Consider the following 22,310-nt stretch of genomic DNA (forward strand, 5'->3'; position numbering starts at 1 on the left):
CGATCACCAGACCCAATTCATCCCCTAATCCTTGGGGCGCGGCACTCGTAAACGCGGTTGGCGTGGTGTTGTCAGCAGTTTATCCCAGAGTTTTTCGTAGCTGGTCACCATTGCTTCCACCGTAAAGTGTGCTTTAGCGAGTATGCGGGCCTGTTGGCCGAGCTGGTATCGGCGTTCGGGCTGATCGCGGAGATAGGTCAAGGCTTGAGCCAATCCAGCCACATCATCTTTCTCGATCAGGATTCCAGTTTGCTGATCGATCACCGCTTCCGGCATACTGCCTACCCGGGTTGCAATCACCGGACGGGCCGCTAGCATGGCCTCCACCATTGCTAAGGGAAACCCTTCCGAGCGCGAGGGCAACGCAACAGCATCAAATTTTGGCAAATAGGCTCGCGGGTCCATAACCCAGCCAGGTAGCTCCACTCGATCCTGAATGCCCAACTCGTTTGCCAACTGTTCCAGAGCAAATCGTTGCTCTCCCTCCCCCAAAATCACAGCCTGTACCCCTTCGACTTGAGCCACAGCTCGCAGCAAAATATCGTGTCCTTTCATCGCATCTAATCGGCCCACGCTGCCAACAATTAGCTTCTGCGCTGACGGGTTCCCTGACGCTATCGGCAAGTTCACATCGGGAACCCCATTGGGAATTGCAATTACCGACTGGCGGCCTAAGGCATAGAAGTCTTCCATCCGGCGAGCGCTGGTTTCTCCGACGGCGACATGGGCATCGACCCGCAGGCAAAGGGCACGAGTGCGCCAGAGCGTGAGGGCATCGGTCGTGCGGAGCGGCAGTTGATCTACTCGGACGACCCGCACATCAGGCAATGTCAAGGCAGCACTCAAACCGATTGCCCCTGCCCAAGGTGTACAGAGGTTAAAGTGAATGATATCAGGACGCCAATGTTGAAATAGCTGACGATGCCCCAACCATGCGCCTACACCCTGTTGCGGCAAAATATGCTGAGTCGGCTGAGCCGTAGGAGAACAACGAGCTGCAATTGCCTGGACAACGGATTGATCGACTCCGGCAACAGCTACCTGAATATCTGAGGATAAATTGCTTACCAAATGTCTCAGACTAATTTCAGCACCGCCAATTCCCAACGAATCGGTATAAACCAATAAACGCCATTTGCGGGCGGCTAGATCAAATGAGTCGTTCATCAATTTATCACAGTATTGTAAACTCGTAGATGAGCGTCAGCAATGTGGTTCCAGCTAAATTGCTGGCTATAGCACCAAGCAGCTTGACTTAACCGATGCTGTTGGGCTGGATCGGTCAGAAGTTCCAGCAAAGCCGTTGCCAACGCTGAGGCATCACGGGGACTAACCAGCTTCAGCAGCGACTCATCGGTCAGATCTGGGTCAGGTGGATTGGAACGGGTAGCTACAATTGGCAAACGATGGGCCATCATCGCTAAAAGAGAACCACTTTTGAGGGTAATGCCCGCATGAAATGGTAAAACGCCCAGATCGGCAGCCCTGAGATAGGTAGAAACCTGATCTGAATATCCTGTCATTTGCACAACTTCAGTGAGGCCCAATTCCGCCACCAGTGCCTTTAGTTGCTCCCAATAGCAACTGGCCTGTGCTCCTGGCAATGCCAAGCTTTCGACGCCTCCGATCAGCAACAGTCGGGCTTGAGGATAGACGGCCACAACTTGCTGAAAGGCAGGTAATAAAGTTTCCAAACCCTTGACCGGATGCAAAAAGCTGAAAAAGGCAATAATTGCTACTTCACCAGACCAGCCATAGGCTTGCTGCACCATCTGACGTGCTGTACTGCGATCTAGCAGTGCGGTTTCCACATTCGCAGCAATTGGAATTCGGTGAGTGACAGACTTGAGGTGAGGCAAGCGTTGATAGATAATCTGCTCGGCTTGCTGATTTGTCGTAATAATTGCATCGCTGTAGGTGAGCAGAAAACCATCTTCCCGGTCCCACCAGCCGCGCCGTTGTCCCCAGGTTTGGAGCCACTCCAGCAACGGGGACGGTAAATAGGCCGGTCGCCACTCCCACCAGCCGTATTCATGCACAGTGGTCACAATCGGCAGCCGCCAGCCCAGCAGCCGCAGCAGCAACGGCAGCAAAAAAATGGCTCGATCAAAGCCGTAGGTGCCAGCCGCATGTTGAATATGCAAACAGTCAACCTTTGACTCAATAATCGCCTGCGCCAGTGCCAGCAGCTCAGACAGACGCCAGCGATTCACTGCACCCTGTACCGTCGGATCCTTGAGTTGATTCGCAGCCTCATGGGTCGTGAGAATCAGCGATTCTATGCCTCGTGCAGATAACGCCTGACGTAAATGAGCAGTGTAGTGGGCAACACCACAGTGCTGCGGTTGATAGGTGCCAGCAACAAAGGCAACACGAACCATGACAAAAGAAATGAATAGTTTAAGAAATAGCGCACCGATGCTCGATTCTCAGTGCGCTATCTAGATAGTTGACTTATTTCATCCGCTTTTCTTTGGCTTTCTCTTCGTTGAATGCCTGCAAGCGAGCAAAGACATTATAGGCATCGGGGCCAGGATCATCCATAGAATCCACGCCCTCTAGCGGACCATCAATCTCGCGCCAAGCCTCCAGGCCACCCTTCAGTTCAGCAACTCGACGGAAACCGGCTTCCCGCAGCATCTGGACTGCCTGCGAGGTGTCTCCAGAGTTAGCACCATACACATAGATGTCCCGATCTTTTTGCAGACTGAATTCCGCACCGCCAGGTAGCCGATCCATCGGCATGTTCATTGCACCGCGAATTCGGCACTGGTTGTAAGCATCGTGGTCGCGCACATCGATAATCGACAGTCCCGGCTCGCCCCAGAGCAACCGCGACTTCAGCTCATGCACGCTGGCCTCAGGATGAAATCCAGGAGGAGTTGGGGTTACATTAGGCAGTTTATCTTTGGCATTTACAATGGCATCTTGGACGTTCGACATAATTATTGTCCTCCATACTTGCACTTCAACTATAGGGAAGCAACCAACCTTTAATCCTCACCCCCAAGAACGAGACAATGATCTGCCTTAACTCAGAAATCAACTAATGCCGGAGAAATGATTCGTCATGACAACGACATGTATTCGAGATCAACAGGTTGCAAAAGTTCCAATCCGGCAGTAATTACTGTCTCAGGGAGGATGTCTAAACATTGCAATTGGTAAGGACATTTAAACTGGTAACAAGGACTACAAACTGTTGAATATCGTAATACACGATTTAGGCTATATCGAGGTTTCCACTGTGATTCCAATTCAGTGCCAGCGAATAAAATTACGCTAGGTGTGTTAGTGGCATCAGCAATGTGCATAGTAGAGGTGTTATTGGTTAATACTAACCGGGCCTGGGCAATCAAAGCTGCCAGTTCGGCTAAGCTAGTAGCACCGACCAGATCCAGCACACTACTGCCTAGTTGGGTCAACAGCGATGGCACCTGTGGACGGTCTTTTTCCACGCCAGTCACAACCACAGGCCAGCCAGTTTGCCGACTCAGCTCACGGGCCGCTAGCGCAAATCGCTCAGTCTCATAATTGCGAGATTGGCAGCTTGTCCAGGGGTTCAGCAACAAGTAGGGTGGAAATTGGGCGCTAGAAGCCATCTCCTCTAGAGGTGAAGAATCTAGAGACTGCACTAATTGCCGAGCGGTTTGAGTCGCCTGATGCGGAATCGACAGTTTGAGCCGCCGATCAGGAATCTCAAACCCAACTGAGGCAATCAAGCGTAAATTACGGTCTACCTGGTGAATCGCATCCGGCGCGGCAGTCACCGCGTGGGTCAACCAGCTATCCTGTTCTTTCGATTCGCCTAAGCGCAGTGGAATTCCTGCCAAGGCTGCCACTAACGCAGCTGGATGGGGACTTTGACTAAAGCTAGTGAAGATAATCACCGCATCAAACTGATGACGCCGCAGGGTATGGATCAATTCCCACTCGCGCTCTGGATCAAACGCAAGTCGGCCTAGATCCTGCCACAACACTCGCCACGGCAGAACCGCATCCACCCAGGGCAGGAGTGGAGCTGTCAGAGCACCCCCCGGACTCGCCATCAGCGTAAGCTTCGCCGTCGGTAAAGCTTGCCGCAGCGCATACAGGGCAGGGCTAGTCATGATCACATCCCCGATGTTGTCCAGGCGCATCACCAATAGATTCCGAACTGCTTGCCAAGCCGAATGATTGACAAACTGAAAGGACAAATCTGGTTCAGTTGATGATTCAGTTGATGATTCAGTTGATAATTCAGTTAATGATGAAGCTGATGAAATCAGCTGCTGCTCAAGCAGAGGCTGAGCTGCCTTCATCACCTGGTCGGGCGTAATGTCTTCTAGACAGGTTCGCCATTCATAGGGACAGTGGCCGCTATACCAACAGCGCTGTTCCGTAAAGTTGGAAATTTTGCGCTCAGGACAGGCTGAAAATCCCTGCAAATTGACGTGCGGCGGTAGTTGACCATAACGTGCATGCCAGGAAGGGCCAAACAAAGTAATGGTTGGTACGTTGAGGGCAGCGGCAATTTGAGCCAATCCAGTATCAGCTGCAATGATTAAATCAGCTTGGGCAATCACGGCTGCCACCTGCCGCAGAGAACTACGTGGCCATACTCGCACCGCTTCCCCTGATTTCTCCGAGATGTTGTTAGCACGAAGCTCTGTTGCTAATCCCTCTGCGGCCTCCGGTTCCGAGCCAACGAGAATCAAAATCGTAGCTCCATACTGCTGCTGCAGAGCATTGCCTAGCGCCACAAAGTTAGCAAGTGGCCAGCGTTTAATCACCATGCCTGCATCAGGACAGAAGACGACTAGAGGCCGATAGGCAGCACCAAGGGCCTGTTGCGCCTCTCGATATTCGCTAGCTGTCAGATGTAGCTGGGCTTGGGCATCAGCATAGTCTTGAGTAATTACCCCTTCAGAGCAGAGAATACGCAGGAATCGATCGCTCACTCGTTGATCGTCAGGAGGCGAACGCCATAGATTGGTGATAGTGATTGGAGAGTGGGCGGTCTGCCGTTGATGGTTGGTAATCAGATCGGCAATCTGGTCGTAGTTAGTATCGGAAACAATTAAATCAAATTGATCAGATTGGAGAATTTGCGCGACGGCTTGCTTCGCCTGTCCGTTGGGAGCAATCACGATCTGCTGAACCAACGGGTCGGTTTGCAGTAGCTCTGCGGCAGGCGCAAAGGTTAGCACTGTCAGTCTGGCTGCTGGATGGGTGCAGGCCAGGGCATGAATTGCAGGCAAGGCAATTACCAAATCGCCAATACCGCCTAATAGTTCGATAAATAAAATTTGGCGAATCTGCATATCTCAAATCTGCATATCTCAAGTCTGCATATCTCAAGTGCATACCTGTTTTAAGTAATCCCAATACCTAGTAACTGAGGCGCGTCAACACTGCGATCCGGAATAGTGGTGGGTAGTTCCTGATGATAAACTCCCGATGGAATCAACCCACAGCCGCCATATTTTGCCATGACTCGCAGTTGGGCCAACACATCTTCACCGCAATGATTGGTTGGCAATTCACGCCAAAATTCAAATCCGCCAATGCTACGCAGTTTAGCGGTATCGTACAAAACGCAGCCTGCCACCCAGGCTACTCGATATTTACGAGCCGTTGTGGGTGTCAGGCCCAGCTGCTGCTGCACGTGATACAAATTCGCCGCATTGTGCAGTTGATAGCGCTGCCATTGGGGTGTTCCTGGCTGAACGGTTTCGGGATGCACTGGTCCCTGCCAAAACTCAATCTGCTGCTGCTGGGGCCGCATATCTTGCCAAAAACTTAGACCAATCAGAGCTGAGCCAACAAAGCCGCAGCGTTCTGTTTCGATTGCTTGCAGCAACTTTTCTATCACCCACGGCTCCAAAATTACATCATCATCGAGACACAGCACATAGGGGGCCGTCGCCTGCTCCAGCAAAAATTGGCGCTGTTCTCCAATACCTCGTCGCGGTAAGTGTTTGTGCGTTACAACCGAATTGCCATGCGCTCGCAGCACTCGCATAGCCGCTGCGACTTCTCCCGCCTCTAACGACGCTAAGGCTGGATCGGGCTGATCGGATTGGTCAGAAATAATCACGCGAAAGTTACGGTACGTTTGGCTACAAAGGCTCGTTAATGTCACAGCTAACGCCGCAGGCCGACAGTAGGTAGGGATGAGGATATCAATGGTAGCGGGCATGGTGTGGATGGGTAGATGAGTGGATGGGGAGAGGGGGAGAGGGGATTTTGGCTGGCAAGTAAATTAGGGAGTTAGACAGAGTGGGAATAGAGTCGGGTTAGTTGCTAACGGTTGCGCTAATAGTTCTAGTGCGGCTTGGACTACGGTTTCAGGAGCAACTAAGCGCAAGCAGTGGTGATGACCTTCTGGACAGATGCTTTTATAGCAAAGGCGACAGGGAACATCATGGAACAACACTCGGTTGGCCACTCCCCAGGGTGTATGCTGGAGATTAGTGAGGGCATAGAGGTCAACTACCGGTGTGCCCAGTGCCGAAGCCAGATGCACTGGCGCTGTGTTGTTAGAAATCAGCAGCGGCGTTAATTTCAGCAGAGCGGCTAGTTGGCTCAAATCCAAGCACCCCACCAGCGAATGAGCCGAAGCCTGCATCTGCTGCTGAATCGACTCAACTAGTTCGGCTTCGGGACTTGTGCCGGTAAACACAACTGGAATACCTTGGTTGACGAGCTGGCAAGCCACTTGGGCAAAACTTTCTGGCGGGTAACGACGCGACGCAGCCGTAGCACCTGGATGGATCACGACCCAAGGCTGATTCAAATCAATGCCCAATTCCAGCAATCGCACCTGCATCTGTTGCAGCGCTTCAGCCGAAACTGATAAAAGCTGTCCGCCAAAGCTGGGATCAGCCGGCGTTTGAGCACCAATCTGAGCAACTAAATCTAACTGGCGGCGAACTTCGTGACGCAACTGTTCCGGCTCCAGATCCTTAATCCAATCACTGAGCAGCTGGTACGGATTTTCGCGGCAATGGGCTAACCGCAACGGAATATCAGCTAGATAACACAGAAACGCTGCCGGTAACGGATTTTGACTATAGACAGTAAAAATCACGGCGGCATCAAAATTAGCCTGCCGCAGTTGTTCAATCATGGCATATTCGGGGCGACTATCTCCTCGTGGTTCGGTTGCTTTTAACCAGGGAGCATCATAGACGATTACCGCATCCACTGCGGGGATTAACGGTACAGCCGTTGCTCCTGCCTCTGAGGTCATTAGCGTCAAGCGTCGCCGCGGCTGGGCTGCCTTGAGAGCCGTCAGAGCGGGCGCGGTCATGATCACATCACCGATCGTATCCAGACGAATGCAAAGAATATGCTCAGCGGTATCCCAGGAATCCATAATTCACCATTCAACAGCGCAGGGCTTGAATTTGAGCAATCAAACGAGTGGTAGACCGATTGTCCACATAGGGCAGAATCCGCACCACACCACCCAGCGATTCGACCAGATCGGCCTCTGGTAGGGTTTCTCGCGTGTAGTCACCGCCTTTGACATAGATATGTGGACAAACAATCCGGATTAGGTTTTTGGGCGTCAGTTCGGCAAATGGCACTACATAGTCAACACAGTTCAGAGCCGCCAGTACCGTCAGGCGATCGCTGAGCGGATTGATCGGGCGGTCGTTGCCTTTTAACTGCTGCACGCTTTCGTCCGTATTGACGCCTACAATCAGCACATCGCCCAGGGCTTTGGCCTGGGTCAGATACGCTACGTGGCCGGGATGCAAAATATCAAAACAACCGTTTGTAAACACGATTTGTCGCTCAGCGGCCCGATACTGCTGCACCAAACTGGCTAAATCTGACTGATCCAAAATCAGCTTACCGCTGGGTTGGCTACTGGAATCACTGAGCAACAACTGCTGCAACTCCTCGACTCGGCACACCGTGGTTCCTGGCTGACGCACGACAATCGTCGTGGCAGTAGCGGCTAACAGAGCAGCCGTGGTTGGGGTTGCGCCTGCTGCTAAAGCCAATGTCAGAGCGCTGATGTAAGTATCGCCCGCTCCAGAGGTTTGATTGGGCGGCACGGGACGGGCATCGGTGCGAATCGGCAGTTGTCCTGGTTCAAATACAACGGCTCCTTCTCGGTCTAGGGTAACGGCAACCATCGCGGCTCCGGTCACATCCAGTAGACGATCGCCGTAGGCCGTAATCTGGTTAGCTCGTGCAGTTGACTGCCGCGCCAATCCCAGTAGCTGGAGCGCTTCCTCATAGTTGGGCTTCACTGCCGTTGCTCCCACCGAGCGAAACTGCTCCAGCCGTCTCGAATCAATCACCAGAATGCGCGGCTGCGCGGCCTGAAGGTCTGCCAGGGTTTGAATCAAACGCGGAGTCACAATACCGTAATCGTAATCCGAGATCACGACGGCATCGCAATTGCGAAACTGCTCCACCAACCGATCGATCAGAGCTTGTTCCAGAGCAGGCGAAATTGGGCCGGTGCTGCCTTGGTCTAACCGCACCAGAATCTGCGAGTCCGCCATCACCCGCTGCTTTGCCAAGGTCTGCCGCTCCTCACTGCTAACCAATAGCGCTGTTGAAACCCCTCGATGCTCCAACGCCTGCCGCAACCGTTCCCCTTCCAGGTCGGCCCCAATCACCGAAAGTAGTTGCGTGCGTGCGCCCAAGCTATCTAGATTGGCCGCTGTATTGGCCGCACCTCCAGGAACATCCTGGCGTTGGTTGACTGCCACTACAGGGGCTGGGGCTTCTCGACACAGCCGATTGGCATCGCCGCTCAGATAACCATCCAGAATCGCGTCACCGATCACCAGCAGCCTCAGCGACTTCCAGGCATCGATGAGTTGAAACAAATCGAGTTGAAACAAATCAGCACTCATGGCTGGCCTCCAAGGGGGAATAGGCAAGTGGAATGAGCAGCAGTAGAACAAGCAGAATTAGCAAGAGAATGGGCCACATCCAGCGCCAGAATAATAGCTGCCGCTTCTCGCAAATCAGTGACAACATGGTGCGGCAAACGGTTTTGGGAAAGTTGCCATTCGGTTTCGTTGCCGTTATCGAGCAAAATCGTGCGGCAGCCAGCGGCTCGCCCAGCTGCCACATCGTGCAAAATATCACCAATAAACCAGGACTGTGTCAGATCAATCCCCTGTTCTGCTGCCGCTTGGTGCAGCAAACCCGGCTGGGGCTTGCGGCAAGTACAGGCAACATTGTAGGGAGGAATAACGCCATCCGGATGGTGAGGACAGTAATAAAACCCTCGCAGCGGTATACCAACCTGTGCCAACTGACGACACAAATGCTGCTCTACTTCAATCAAAGCCGTTTCTGGGAAATAGCCACGAGCAACGCCAGATTGATTGGTGATTACGATTAACACATAGTTAGCTTGATGCAGCAGTTGCAGAGCCGTGAGCGCCCCTTTAGTGAATCGCATCTGATTGGGACTAACATTATAGGGAACGTTTTCGAGTAAGGTACCATCTTTATCGAGAAATACAGCCCGCACCGAGGCAGAAATTCCTGGCTCGGCGGGAGAAACCTGTAACGAAGAAAGGATATTCATGGCTTGCTGTTCCACTAGGGCCAGGAGGTTTCGCGCATTGGAATCACCATGATTTCAGGAATCACGGTTTCAGCGGGCTGCATCAGCACATAGCGAATCGTGTCCGCCACATTTTTCGGATCTTGCAACAGGTCGGGATCAATATCGGGAAATCGATCGAGCAAAAAGGGAGTTCTCATACCACCAGCCACTACTGCCGTCACTTTAACACCGTAGGGCCGCGCCTCAACATGCAGCGCATGGCTCAATCCCATCAATCCCCATTTGCTAGCATGATACACCGATGCATTCGCCCAAGCCCGTTTGGCAGCCGTTGACGCCACGTTGACAATATGACCACGGCCCTGTTGCTTCATGATCGGCAGAATCAGTTTCGACAGCACAAACGGCGCACGCAAATTGACGCTGATCACCCGGTCCCAATCCGCAATTGATAATTCTTCTACCGGCAAGGTGACATCTGTACCCGCATTGTTGATCAAACTATCAATTTTGCCGTACTGATCGATCAACTTCTGTACCGCAGTTTCCACCTGAGCTGCGTCAGTAATATCCAGCGGTAACGCCATCGCCTCCAGGCCCCGATCCCGCAATTCCCGCGCCACCTGCTCCGCCAGATCCAACCGAATATCCGCCGCCACTACCGTTGCTCCAGCTTCGGCTAGCGTCTGGCAAATCGCCGCTCCCAAACCACGTCCACCACCCGTAACTAAGGCAATGTTTCCACCCAGATTTTCCATATAGAACACCGTTTTACGTTCAACAAATTCATGTTCAAAAAATCACGTAACCTAATTCATCTCCCACCAGACTCATCTGTTCCAGAAAACTCCTGATCTCTCTTCACATATTTCAATCAGCGCTATATTCTGAGAAACTTAAACCAATCCATTGCGTAAACCATTCTCTATCTTCCCCTGGCGAGGCTCACGAGCCGCATCTCCCTTACCCCCCTCCTCGCTTCTCTGTCCGTGCCAAAGAAACCTTCTGCGACCGTTTTGTTTTTCCTGCATGGAGCGGTTGCTCTTGCACTACTCGATAGGGTTCCAGCCTCTCTGTTCCGACCGCAAGATAATTTGTTTCGCTCCATTGACTCAGACGTTCGACGTTGCTTGAATCGGCAGCTAGGAGATGTTCTTCGATCAATTCACAGAGTAAATGAATCACCAAAATCTGCACCTCTTGAATTCTCTGAGTTTCTAGCGCTGGAATCACAATCGCAATATCAGCCAAACTGCGCAACTCACCGCCATCGCCACCCAACAGCGCAATTGTTTTCACGTTGAGCCGTCGGGCCGCCTGAAAGGCCGCAATTACGTTTTTGGAACGTCCGCTGGTGCTGATTCCCAACAGCAAATCATGGGCTTGGGCAAAGGTTTCCACCTGGCGCGCAAAGATATCGTCATAGCTAACATCGTTCGCCCAGGCAGTGAGAAAGGCTGAATCCGCCGAGAGCGCCATCGCCGGTAGTCCAGCCCGATGCGGACAGCAAAACCGCCCCACCAGCTCCGCCGCAAAATGTTGGGCATCCGCCGCACTACCTCCATTGCCGCAGATCAGCACCTTGCCGCCGCGCGCAAAACAAGCACTCATAGCTTGGGATGCCGCTTGAATTGCCGGACGCAGCAGCCGTTGCGAGCGCTGTACCGCGCTGATCACCGCCTCAAAGCCCCGATCCAGAATCGCTAACTGGCTGGCTTCTCCATCTGTGACTGGGCTAGCGCCGCTCAACACCTCTTCATACAGTGCCGCCACCGCACTCGTCACCTTTGGCCAGGTAAAATGCTCTTGACAGCGCCGGATCGCCTGTTGTCCCAACAAACTCCGGAGCGGTGAATTTTCGGCTAGATGCAGCAGCCTTTCGGCTAACAGTTCGGGCGCATTCGGCGGCACCAGATAGCCGGTCTCGCCATCTTTGACGGTGAATTGAATCCCGCCCACCCGCGAACCAATTACCGGCGTGCCGCAGGCCATCGCTTCTAGGGGCGTAATCCCAAAGGGTTCGTACCAGGGCGTAGTGACAAACACATCCGCTGCGCTGTAGTAATACTTCAGCACTTCCCGTCCCTTGCGTCCAGCAAAGGTGACTCGTGCGGCCACACCCAACTCCTGAGCAATCGCGCTTAAGCGACCAATTTCAGGCGTCAGTGCTGGATCGGGCGTATCGGCTTCACCACCAACGATCAGGAGCCGCGCCGCCAAGGATTGCTGCTTCAGCAGACAGGCAAAGGCCCGAATCACGTTGTCCACTCCTTTGCGCGGCACCATGCGACCAAGCTGGAGAATTAGGAACTCATCGGTAGACAATCCCAGCGTCAGGCGGGCATGGGCTTTATTGATTGCCCAAAACTCAACCGTATCAAACCCGCAGGGAATGACGCGAATACGATTTGGGTTGGCGTGGTAGAGCCGCAGCAGATCGTCTCGGTCTTGCGGGCACTCGGCAATCAGAAAATCAGCTTCCTGCACAATCCGATCCTCGATCGCAAACCGCTCATCGGGAAACTGATCGGCATCGCCTTGGTGCAAGCGTCGCACTCGTCCCAGGGCATGAAACGTGACAACAAACGGGATTTTCAGCAACCGTTTAATATCCGCTGCTACAAGAGCAGACATCCAAAAGTTAGCGTGAATTAAATCATACATCATATGTTGACGGCACCAATCCAACACAAATGCCGTAAACTCATTGATGTAAGGCAACAGCTTTTCTTTCGGTAAATTCATCGGTGGACCAGCAGGCACATGAATGACACGCACACCCTGCTGCCATTCGGCGACATCAGGCAGATGCTGATTGTCGCGCCGCGTAAATACATCGACCTGGTAGCCAATGGCCGCCAAATGTTTTGCTAATTGGCCCACATAGACATTTTGGCCACCGCTATCTACGCCACCAAAGATACCGAGGGGCGTGGCGTGTTCACTGATAAGAGCAATACGTTTAGTCATGATTGAGGAGGAGGGTAGGAGAATGAGGGAGATGCGGCTCGTGAGCCTCGCCGAACGAGGGAAGGTGCGGGAGATAAGAAAGGATACAGTTTGCGTTTGGTTCGGTTTATTTCTGAAGGAGGTCAAAGGAAATCTTTAAGTTGTCATCTACTCAAGGAGTTAGGAGCAGGACGTGAGGTTAAGCGGTGAGGGACTCAGGGCAACGGCTTGCTCAAAGGCATTCTGCCAGTTTTGGGTGAATCGCTGGATATTGAATCTTGCTCTAGCTTCGGCTTTCGCTTGCTGGCCTAATCGTTGTGCCAGATCGGGATCAGCAATCAACTCCTGCATGAATTGAATTAAGGCATCAATATTGGTGTCGATATAACCAGATACATTATTTTGAATCACCGTTACCAATTCAGTAGTCGCAAGTCCTACAATCGGTAGACCCAGCATCATGGCCTCGCAGACGGCTAGGCCCAAGCTGGTATACCGCACCGGATGAAAGAAAAATCGATAGCGCGATTGAAAGGCAGCTAACTGGGCATGGGGAATTTCACCTAGGCCACCGAGGGATGCCGCATCCATGCCGACGAGATCCAGCGGTACTTGCTGACGGGCAGCCTGAAATACATCAGATCCCAGTCGCCGTCCCCGCGTGCGCAACCCGTTAGCCACCACCAAACCCCGCGCCAAGTCGCCGCTGTATTCAATATCCTCTGGTACAATCACGCCATGCTCAATCACGCAAGTTGGGGTGCGGTTGCTGTCCCACATCAGGCGATTGAAATGGGTGACATGTACGAGTAGAAGATTGGGATCATCAACGACATGCTGAGTATCGGTTGGATGTTGACGTGGCGGATCGTGCTCTAGGTACAATCGCGGTAACTGTCGCTGCGCCTCAGACAAAATCTCGTATTGATCGATTTCATAATTACGGCGCGATTGAAATAGAATGCAGTCAAACGATTGATGGCGCACATCGTCAGCCGCAATGTCGTGCACATTATCGCCCCAAGCAAAGCCGCCTAAGCGTCCACCATAGCCCTCTGGTTTACCGGGTTTGACCGGCAGATAAAACTCGTGGGAAGCTTGAGTTAGATAATAAAGGTAGCTACCGTGGACATGCCAAGTGAGAATTCGTAACCGCATGATTCAGTACAGGAGGTTGAAAGTTGGATTCAGCGTTGCTTTGATTCGAGGAAGCACACAGGCCGGTGGCATTCACAAGATGCAGGTGATAATTAACAGTAGACACCGGATCGAGGGGAGGAGTAACACAGTGCGAGAGCACATTGCCACCGAACTCCCGCGACTGACCGATCCGAATCGGAATTGCGGCTAGGTAGCAGAGGTACGCCATTGTGTAGGGGGATTGATCGGATTCCGTAAAAATAATTGCGGCATCGAAACTACAGTGACGTACCGTTTCAATCAACTGAGTCAAACAGGTTGTAGCCAAAGGAGTAGACCGATCACAAGTCAGATTCAATAGTTTCCATTTAACATTCACATTCACATCCATAGCTACATCGGCATCAACCACATCTACATCAACTACATCTACATTAGCGGCTACAGCATTAGTAAGCAGTACGATCTCAGTTTGGGGCAGGGCTTGGCGCAAGGCTTGCAGAGCCGGTGCAACCTGATCCTCTAGCCCTGCTCCAGGAAGGCAACACAATAACCGCTGCATTGTCTGCCAATCAGGACGCATAGGCCATCTCCTGGTGTAGTAAGTCTCTAGCTTCTGCTAAAGTGGCCTCTACTGAGCAGCGACCCGTTCGACTCATCGTGTCATTGCTTGCCGCGAGTTGGATCACCCGATGACGCTTCTGGTCTAGAGGTGCCCAACGGTGGGGATCTGAATTAGAAAAGAGCACTACGCTTTTGACCTGTAGGGCTGCCGCCAGATGGGAAATACCCGTATCGTTGCAAATCAGCAGTCGAGCCTGTTTTAGCAAAACGGCTAGGGCACCGAGGCTAGTTTGCCCAGCTAGGTCGATACTGGGAAACTGCATCGTGCGAGCTACAGATTGGGTCAGACCAACCTCAGCATTCGTGCCGGTCAGCACAATTTGAAAGCCCTGAGCAGCCAGAGCATCAGCTACGGTAGCAAAACCTTGAGCAGACCAGCATTTGGTTTGCATACTCGCGCCTGGATGAATGCAGATGTAGTTTCGGGGCTGGAGTTCATAGGCCGATACAATTGCCTTACACTCATGCCAATCGGTTTGCCAAAGCGGAAATTCCAACTTATCTCCCTGTAAGGGAATGCCTAAAAACTCCAGCAGACGTAAGTGTCGCCAAATTTCTGGTTCCCGTTCTGGATAAGCTAAGAACCGTTGGGGATCGGGACAGGGCTGTCCTACTGGGAAAAAGCCCGCCGTTTGTTTTGCTCCTAACAGCGTTGTAAAGCTATTGATCATTAATCCACTGCCATGCATTTGCAAGGCTAAATCGAAACTGACCTGCTGCATTTGCGCCAGAAACGAGATTGTTTGCTGGGGAGAAACCGGCGCTTCTGGAATCCCAGGATAGCCTGGAAATTGCAGCCAATTCTGAATATAGCAATACCGCTGCATGAGATCAGCTGTTTCCGGCAACCCGATCCAGGTCAATCGTGCTTGCGGCAGCGCCCGATGCAAAGCCCGCAAGGCAGGAACCCAGCAGAGGAAATCGCCCAAACCAGGTAAGGCCCGTACCAACACAACAGTCCGAGGTAGGGGATGTCTTAATCGATGCTCTGCCTTCAGCAATCCCATCTTTTTACTCTTGTTTGTTTCTTGTTTGTTTCTCGTTGATGTCTCACGCTGCATCGACAAGTCTAGAGAGCCAAATTGCTCGAACCATTGCTGAATAAGTGCAAGCTAATAATTTCAGTCAATCGAATTGAATCAAGTAAATCAAACGTACCAATGCATGGTGTTATCCTAGTTGCTCCATTTGTCAAGATTCATCGTGCAATTGCATAAAGAATCAAATTTTTCACGAAGCCCAATTATGCAATTGCACACTTAAGAAAGATGACAACAAAAAACTGGGAAAGATATTCCTTCCCAGTTCATCACTTCGCATATTTGAATACAATTTCGAATGATCTTGTTTAGGATCTTGTTTAGGATCTTGTCTAGTTTCCACCGATTAACAGAAGCTAGAAACGCTGTTTGCGGCAGCGGGACAAGATCTCTCTGCGTTGTTGCTTCCAGAATGAAAATTCAGGCTGATCGCCCAAGTCCTTCAATCAGATAACCCAGCAAAGATTTATCAGTCAATCTGCTGATCTCTGACGAGGGCTTCACTGCGTCAAAGCTAAATCTACTTCTGATTCTAGCTTTTGTTTAGCAGCCTGAAATTCCTCACCTAATTTTTGCAGCATTGACTCATCCATACAGGATTCAACGGCCTCAAATAGCTCACTCTCTTCCTCCTCGATATGATGCAGCATCGTCTCTTGGAGGTAGGTCAACTTGGTTTGGAATTCCTCGTCTTTCGGATTGAGCGATTTCATCTGCTCCAAGAGAATTTTGGCAGAGTTGTGCTCAGACTCAGCTTCTTCTACATACTGCTTCGTCTCCTCATACTCCAGCATTGCTGGATAAAACACCAACTCCTCTGCTTTGGCATGCAGTGTCAGTTCCTTATAGATCTGATTAAAACAGGTGTGAGCTTTGGCTCCCTTAGCCTCTGCCATTTGCTCAAACAGCTGCTCTACCTTTTCGTGATCAGCCTCAATTAAAGAAAGAATGTCTTTCGCTTGCGTCTTCGTCATTTGAGTTCTCCTCAGGATCAAGCAGGTTGATTGCTATCAAAAACTGCATCGGCATACTATTTGAAAGTGCCATTGCCGTCGAGGCAAACCATCATCCTTTTGGTGGAATATCAAAGTCAAGAAGCGATGCCGTACAGCGTTTACTCTGCCCAAAGACAGACGTTACTGATCTATTTAGTTTCTAAGCTTAAAGAATTACACTGAAGCTAGCTCGTTGTCGTTGAAACTACACAGTTTTCATCTGCTGAGTTCAACGAGTTGAGCAAGCTAGCTGTCAGAGAAAAGAGAACGATTTAATCCAGCTCAAATTCAGGTGCAATGTCATGAATCAAGAACAATCAAGCAATTCAGTCGAAGCGGGCGCTGATAACTCTGATGAAAATTCTGGCATGAAAGCCGCTGCAATCAATCAGAATCCTGAGATTTCTCTAGAAGAAGCACGCAATGCTGCCGAGGGTAAAGCCAACAATGCTGCTGGAGGTCCTGCTTCTAGTACCGCAGAAGAGCATGTGCCCAGCACATCCGATCCCAACGCTTCAGATTTACCCAGCGCCAGGTAAACAAAACACGACCTGTGCGGCAATCAATCGCTGTAGATAAATCGCTGTAGATAAAAAGTCACAAGTAAGGTGGTTACGATTATCGATTGGATTAGGGTTGTCATTGGTCACGAGTTCTTCATGTAGGCAATCTCCCCCTACTGACCAATAGCAATTTGACTACTAGCCAATGGCGATAGGCAATGACGATAGGCAATGACAGTCAAACCATGAGTCATTGATCACCTTCCCATAACTCATTTAACAGAATTCCTAAACACCTGATTCAGTTCACCACTTTTCACAATTTAGGCACGAGATAGGCAATAGGCAGTAGGAAGACTGAAATATGAGTAGGATCCCGTTATTACACCAGTATGTAGAAGCCGCTTGCAAGCGGTTATTTGACCTATATCAGAGCGCTAGTACTTCATCCACGCTGCTACCTGATCTGCTGCCGATTGCCCTGAAGGAAATTGGCATCGTCTGTGAAGAGCTACAGATTGCCCTGAAGGAACTTAACCAACAAACCCAAAAAATTTCCGATACTCAGACTGAGGTCCAGGCAGAACGTCGGCGTTATCAGCATCTGTTTCAACTTTCGCCTGATGCCTACCTAATTCTAGACCAGGAAGGCAATATTCAAGAGATCAATCGGGCAACGGCAACGCTACTGAACCTACCCCAATCATTTTTGGTCGGAAAGTCTTTCTTTTGTTTGGTTGCCAATGAAGATAGAGCCTTGCTAAAGGAAAAACTAGCCCAGTTAGCCCACCAACCCTGTGTTGAGCTTTCCCTATCTGTTTCGCGCTATCCTACGGCCTTCTTTGATGCCGAGCTGACTGTGACAGGCGTGACCGAATCATCGGATGGTTCTTATATCTGCTGCATTCTGCGCGACATCACCACCCAAAAGCGAGCTACCGTTGCGTTAGAAGACTACATTCACGATCCCAGTCATAGTCACTCCCTGTACCACTACAGTCGAGGTGAGATTATTGCCCTAGAGCCACAGACCCTTTGGTTTGTAGCCCAGGGAGCCGTTAAGTTAACAACCCTGTCTGAAAGGGGTGAAGAAATTTTGGTTGGCATAGCCGGAAAATCAACGGTGTTTGGTTCCAACCTGACGGCCCTACCGACCTATCAAGCAACAGCCTTATCCAGGGTAAAGCTGGCGGCAATCTCTCTGCCTGAAATTAGCCAATCAGCCCAGCTTTTGCAGACCGTTCTCACAGCCATCAGTCAGCGGCTGCGGCAAACCGAAAGCTTTCTAGCGATCCATGGGCAAATGCGCGTAGAGGATCGGTTCAAGCAATTGTTGTTTCTGCTACAGCAAACCTTTGGACAACCGACTGAAAAAGGAACGCGGCTAGAGATTCGTCTGACACACCAGGATTTTGCTAGCGCTTGCTGTACAACCAGAGTCACAATTACCCGCTTGATTACCAAATTGCAGCAGGAAGGCAAGCTAGAAATCGATTCCCACAATCATCTCATCGTGAAAGAAGCCCTGTTTCAAAAAGATAAGCAGAGGCCAGCTTAGGAATACATCATTTGCTTGGATAAGCAGCGTATCGAAAATTGGAGAAATTAACCGTGAAAGTCCCACCAGAAATTACCTACCGAGGAGTTGAAAAAACCGACGCAATCGAGGCGCTGATTCAGGAAAAGATCGCCAAGCTGGAGCGGGTCTGTGATCACATCAGCAGTTGCCACATTGCGATCGAAAAGGAGCAGGAGCGTCCCCGTGATCGTTCACCTTACCGTGTCCGGCTTGATATCACAGTTCCTCCGGGCCACGAACTAGCTGCAGAAAGCACGATGGGGCATCAAACCCAATATGCTGACCTGGATGCCGTGATTCGCGATGCGTTTGAAAAGGCATGGCGACAGCTAAGAGATTTGTCGAAGCAACAGCAGGAGTATGGCAGAGGCAAAACCAACGACGGTGCCCAGGCCACAACAGCACTCGTGACAAAACTCTTTCCTGAACAGGGATACGGCTTTCTCAAAACGCTGGATGGACAAGATATTCATTTTGTACGCAATAGCATTCTCCACGATGATTTCGATCGCTTAGAAATTGGTACAGGAGTGCGGTTTGAGGCGATCGAGGACGAGGATGGAATTCTACACGCGACCACCGTGCAGATTGTGGATAAACCGGGTGCCAGTGTCGGCGATTCGGCTGAACCATTGATTGAGCCGCCGTTGGGTTGGGAGTAGTGGTTGAGAAAGATGGCCCTATAGCTCCATGCCGAATAAGTATTAGTCTGAAACCAGAGTAAAGCGTGTAGGGTGAAGCCAAGCCATGGTCAGACAAATCTCATAGACTAAAGCCACACGAGAGCAAATGCTTGAATACATTCGACAAGAGCGGTGAGTGAGTGAATAATTTAGGGATCAATCATTGAAAATTGCTTTCCCAGTAGATAAAATGGCAGAGTTAGAGATTGGTCAGTCAATCAAAATTGGCTTAAATTCAGTCCTATTAACTGTTGAGGAGACTCGCAGCCCGTCAAAATTTATACTAAAATAGCCGAAAAATTACTGACTGACATTCAAAATCTATTCGCTTCAAGGTATCAAGATATTAATATAATAACGTTCCCTATTTATCTATAGAGCAGTCGCATTTAGGCGCTAAGATGTGGGCATACTGGTCTGGTGTCAACCTCCGTTGATCAGGAGACCCGGCCATGGTTCCTCCAGCTTCATATCTGACTTCAGCCACTTTTAAACGCAAGCTGCCGTTGCGGTTGCTGCTCATCATTCCTTTTCTGCTGCAAATCTTCGCCGCCGTTGGCTTAACTGGCTATTTATCACTGCGAAATGGGCAGAAAGCGGTCAATGACCTAGCGGCCCAATTGCAACAAGAGACGAGCAACCGGATCGATCAACACCTGGATGCATTTCTTGACTCGGCGCGTAAGTTGAATGAAACCAGCGCCTATACCCTAGGGTCAGGCTTAATAGATATCAGAAATCGAGTAGCGGTCGGGCAATATTTTTGGAAGCAGGCTAAAACTTTTAATTTAGGCTACATTCTACTGGGGTTAAGGTCGGGAGAGTATGTGGCTTCCGGTCAGCTACCGGGGGATGATCGCTGGTTTGTGGAGGACATTGCTCCCCAAAAGTACGGCGATGCCAATGTGCGGCTTTATGAAGCTGGTCCACAGGGAGAGTGGGGTAAACTGGCCTTTCCACCAGCTCCCTATCCTTACCAGACCACCGATTGGTATGAAACAGTGATTCAAACCGGTCAACCAAGTTGGACTCCGGTTTATGCCTGGGAATATCCTCCCTATCCCTTGGCTATCGCCATCAGTCATCCTGTTTATGACCAAAACCGCAACTTGATCGGAGTTGTTTCCACCGATCGGCGCTTGAGTCAGGTCAGTGATTTTCTGAGGCGATTGGAAGTTGGAAAAACCGGCAAAACCTTTGTTGTTGAGCGCAATGGCTTTCTAGTCGCTAGCTCCAGTGAAGAAGCGCCTTACCGGGTGGTGGATGGCCAAGCCAAACGCATCGCTGCAACCGATAGCCGTGATCCATTGATCAAAGCCGCTGCTGAATACTTGTTCAACCAGGCTGGCTATACTGGTAAGCCAACAGATGCCCAGCAGCAAGAGTTTTGGCTGAATCACCAGCGGCAGTTTCTCCAGGTGGTTCCTTGGCAAGATGAACTAGGGTTGGATTGGTGGGTAGTGGTGGTGATTCCGGAAGCAGACTTTATGGGTCAAATCAACGCTAATACCCGCACAACTATTCTACTTTGTATCATTGCATTAATCATCTCAAGCATCTTAAGCATCTACACCTCTCGCTGGATTAGTCGTCCGATTCTCCGGCTCAAGCAAGCTTCCGAAGCGATGGCTAACGGACAGCTTGATCAGCAAGTCGAGGAATCAAACGTCAATGAATTGGGTGTGTTAGCGCAATCTTTTAATCGAATGGCGGCTCAGCTACGGGAGTCATTTACCGCTCTCGAGACCACCAACCAATCGCTAGAACTGCGAGTGCAGGAACGGACGGCTGAACTGCAAGAGGCTAAAGATGCTGCCGATCGGGCCAACAGAGCTAAGAGTGCATTTCTAGCAAACATGAGCCACGAACTGCGCACGCCTCTGAATGGTATTTTAGGCTATGCTCAAGTTTTACAAAATTCTAGAAGCCTGACCCAGCAGGAGCGCAAAGGCATCAAGCTAATTTACGACTGTGGTACGCACCTGTTGACACTAATCAACGATGTGCTGGATCTGTCCAAGATCGAAGCCGAAAGGATGGAGCTATTTCCGCATGGGCTGCATTTTCCCGCTTTTCTAGAAGGCATTGCAGAGCTTTGTCGGATTCGGGCTGACCAAAAGGGTATTCACTTCATTCGCCAGTTTGATCCAACGCTGCCCCTCGGAGTGTGGGTGGATGAAAAACGGTTACGCCAAGTATTGTTAAATCTATTAGGTAACGCGATTAAGTTTACCGACCACGGTAGTGTTACCTTCTTGGTTGAAGTTATAAACCACACGGCCATAGACGATCAGGTAACACAAGTTGCGAACGAATCTTCCCTCACTCATACGATTCGTTTTACAGTTAAAGATACGGGTATGGGAATAGCAGCAGACCAGCTTGAAAAGATTTTTCTGCCGTTTGAGCAGGTGGGAGAGACTCAGAAGCGAATTGAAGGCACCGGCTTAGGACTGGCCCTGAGTCAGAGGATTGTCGAACTGATGAACAGTAGCCTCCAGGTGCAAAGCGAACTGGGTCAAGGCAGCACCTTTTGGTTTGAATTAGCAGTTCCAGAAGCGTCAGAATGGGCCGCTGCAACGCGGGTGACTCGCCAGGGAAGCATCACTGGCTATCAAGGCCATCGCCATACAATTCTGATCGTGGATGATCGCTGGGAAAATCGCTCTGTGATTGTTAGCTTACTAGAACCGTTGGGCTTTGAGGTGCTCGAAGCTGACAATGGGAAAATGGGCTGGGAAACCGCACTCGCCCATAAACCTAGTGTAATCATTACGGATTTGATGATGCCGGTCATGGATGGCTATCAATTGCTCAAGCATATACGCGAATCAGATGCCCTATCAGATGTAATTGCGATTGCTTCGTCTGCTAGTGTATTTGAGAGCAATCAACAGGAAGCAATTGATGCCGGTGCAAATGTATTTTTGCCTAAACCGGTTCAGGCCGATCTGCTGCTGCAAATCTTACAGCAACAGCTAAAGTTGACATGGGTGTATGAACAAGCCGAAGCAGATCAGGCGGAGCTGTATGTTGGCACCATTGAACTTGCCGAGATCAGGCTGCCAGCGAGGGAAGTGTTAGAGCAACTGCTCACCCTGATTCAAGATGGGGATACCAATGGTGTTTTGCGACTGGCCCAACACCTGCTGGAATCGGAAGCAGCCTTGGCTCCTTTCGCCCAACAAGTTATCCAGCTAACGAGTAAATTCCAGCTCAATCGCCTACAAACTCTGATTGCAGACTATCTTGATCAATGCTGAAG

The 22,310-nt window shown here is 50.7% G+C and carries 18 protein-coding genes; 4 read left to right on the plus strand and 14 right to left on the minus strand.

Annotated elements, in window-relative coordinates:
* Positions 1-24 precede the first annotated feature (24 nt).
* The 14 genes from HJG54_RS31170 to HJG54_RS31235 all read right to left on the minus strand — a co-directional run bounded on the left by HJG54_RS31170 (position 25) and on the right by HJG54_RS31235 (position 16,259).
* Positions 25-1,167, minus strand: coding sequence for a glycosyltransferase family 4 protein (locus tag HJG54_RS31170; protein WP_316437020.1), 1,143 nt, complete (start codon positions 1,165-1,167; stop codon positions 25-27).
* Complete coding sequence (locus HJG54_RS31175) at positions 1,167-2,381, minus strand: glycosyltransferase (RefSeq protein ID WP_316437021.1); 1,215 nt, start codon at positions 2,379-2,381, stop codon at positions 1,167-1,169. The genes HJG54_RS31170 and HJG54_RS31175 overlap by 1 nt, the downstream gene beginning before the upstream one ends.
* A 73-nt stretch (positions 2,382-2,454) precedes the next feature.
* Positions 2,455-2,943 carry a rhodanese-like domain-containing protein gene (locus HJG54_RS31180; RefSeq protein WP_316437022.1) on the minus strand — a complete coding sequence of 163 codons (489 nt, stop codon included), beginning with the start codon at positions 2,941-2,943 and terminating at the stop codon, positions 2,455-2,457.
* A gap of 125 nt (positions 2,944-3,068) precedes the next feature.
* Positions 3,069-5,303, minus strand: coding sequence for a glycosyltransferase family 9 protein (locus tag HJG54_RS31185; RefSeq protein WP_316437023.1), 2,235 nt, complete (start codon positions 5,301-5,303; stop codon positions 3,069-3,071).
* Positions 5,304-5,353: 50 nt separating this feature from the next.
* Positions 5,354-6,181, minus strand: a complete 828-nt coding sequence (locus HJG54_RS31190; RefSeq protein ID WP_316437024.1) for a glycosyltransferase family 2 protein — start codon at positions 6,179-6,181, stop codon at positions 5,354-5,356.
* A gap of 63 nt (positions 6,182-6,244) precedes the next feature.
* Positions 6,245-7,360 carry a lipopolysaccharide heptosyltransferase II gene (gene waaF / locus HJG54_RS31195; RefSeq protein ID WP_316437025.1) on the minus strand — a complete coding sequence of 372 codons (1,116 nt, stop codon included), beginning with the start codon at positions 7,358-7,360 and terminating at the stop codon, positions 6,245-6,247.
* A gap of 10 nt (positions 7,361-7,370) precedes the next feature.
* Complete coding sequence (rfaE2, locus tag HJG54_RS31200) at positions 7,371-8,864, minus strand: D-glycero-beta-D-manno-heptose 1-phosphate adenylyltransferase (protein ID WP_316437026.1); 1,494 nt, start codon at positions 8,862-8,864, stop codon at positions 7,371-7,373.
* Positions 8,861-9,550, minus strand: a complete 690-nt coding sequence (locus HJG54_RS31205; RefSeq protein WP_316437027.1) for a D-glycero-alpha-D-manno-heptose-1,7-bisphosphate 7-phosphatase — start codon at positions 9,548-9,550, stop codon at positions 8,861-8,863. Before HJG54_RS31205 ends, rfaE2 begins: the two co-directional genes overlap by 4 nt.
* Before the next feature lie 14 nt (positions 9,551-9,564).
* On the minus strand, positions 9,565-10,290 hold the full coding sequence (locus HJG54_RS31210; RefSeq protein ID WP_316437028.1) for an SDR family oxidoreductase: 726 nt from the start codon (positions 10,288-10,290) through the stop codon (positions 9,565-9,567).
* A gap of 205 nt (positions 10,291-10,495) precedes the next feature.
* Positions 10,496-12,502, minus strand: coding sequence for a glycosyltransferase (locus HJG54_RS31215; protein WP_316437029.1), 2,007 nt, complete (start codon positions 12,500-12,502; stop codon positions 10,496-10,498).
* Positions 12,503-12,661: 159 nt separating this feature from the next.
* Positions 12,662-13,639, minus strand: a complete 978-nt coding sequence (locus tag HJG54_RS31220) for a glycosyltransferase (protein WP_316437031.1) — start codon at positions 13,637-13,639, stop codon at positions 12,662-12,664.
* On the minus strand, positions 13,602-14,204 hold the full coding sequence (locus HJG54_RS31225; protein WP_316437032.1) for a glycosyltransferase family 9 protein: 603 nt from the start codon (positions 14,202-14,204) through the stop codon (positions 13,602-13,604). The genes HJG54_RS31220 and HJG54_RS31225 overlap by 38 nt, the downstream gene beginning before the upstream one ends.
* The gene (locus HJG54_RS31230) at positions 14,194-15,252 is read right to left on the minus strand and encodes a glycosyltransferase family 9 protein (RefSeq protein WP_316437033.1); all 1,059 of its coding nucleotides are present in this window, start codon (positions 15,250-15,252) and stop codon (positions 14,194-14,196) included. Before HJG54_RS31230 ends, HJG54_RS31225 begins: the two co-directional genes overlap by 11 nt.
* Before the next feature lie 533 nt (positions 15,253-15,785).
* Positions 15,786-16,259: a hemerythrin domain-containing protein gene (locus HJG54_RS31235; RefSeq protein WP_316437034.1), complete on the minus strand. Its 474-nt coding sequence runs from the start codon at positions 16,257-16,259 to the stop codon at positions 15,786-15,788.
* 323 nt (positions 16,260-16,582) lie between these two features.
* Here HJG54_RS31235 and HJG54_RS31240 point away from each other — a divergent pair, with 323 nt between their 5' ends.
* From HJG54_RS31240 to HJG54_RS31255, 4 genes are all read left to right on the plus strand, one after another.
* Positions 16,583-16,819 (plus strand): hypothetical protein, encoded by a 237-nt coding sequence (locus HJG54_RS31240; RefSeq protein ID WP_316437035.1) that lies wholly within the window; start codon positions 16,583-16,585, stop codon positions 16,817-16,819.
* A 328-nt stretch (positions 16,820-17,147) separates the two neighbouring features.
* A complete protein-coding gene (locus HJG54_RS31245) occupies positions 17,148-18,341 on the plus strand; it encodes a PAS domain-containing protein (RefSeq protein ID WP_316437036.1) in 1,194 nt (397 codons plus the stop codon).
* 53 nt (positions 18,342-18,394) lie between these two features.
* Positions 18,395-19,024, plus strand: a complete 630-nt coding sequence (locus tag HJG54_RS31250; RefSeq protein ID WP_316437037.1) for an HPF/RaiA family ribosome-associated protein — start codon at positions 18,395-18,397, stop codon at positions 19,022-19,024.
* A 473-nt stretch (positions 19,025-19,497) separates the two neighbouring features.
* The gene (locus HJG54_RS31255) at positions 19,498-22,308 is read left to right on the plus strand and encodes a hybrid sensor histidine kinase/response regulator (protein WP_316437038.1); all 2,811 of its coding nucleotides are present in this window, start codon (positions 19,498-19,500) and stop codon (positions 22,306-22,308) included.
* Positions 22,309-22,310: the final 2 nt, after the last annotated feature.

It is taken from the genome of Leptolyngbya sp. NK1-12 (assembly GCF_032598965.1).
Taxonomy (GTDB): domain Bacteria; phylum Cyanobacteriota; class Cyanobacteriia; order Elainellales; family Elainellaceae; genus Elainella.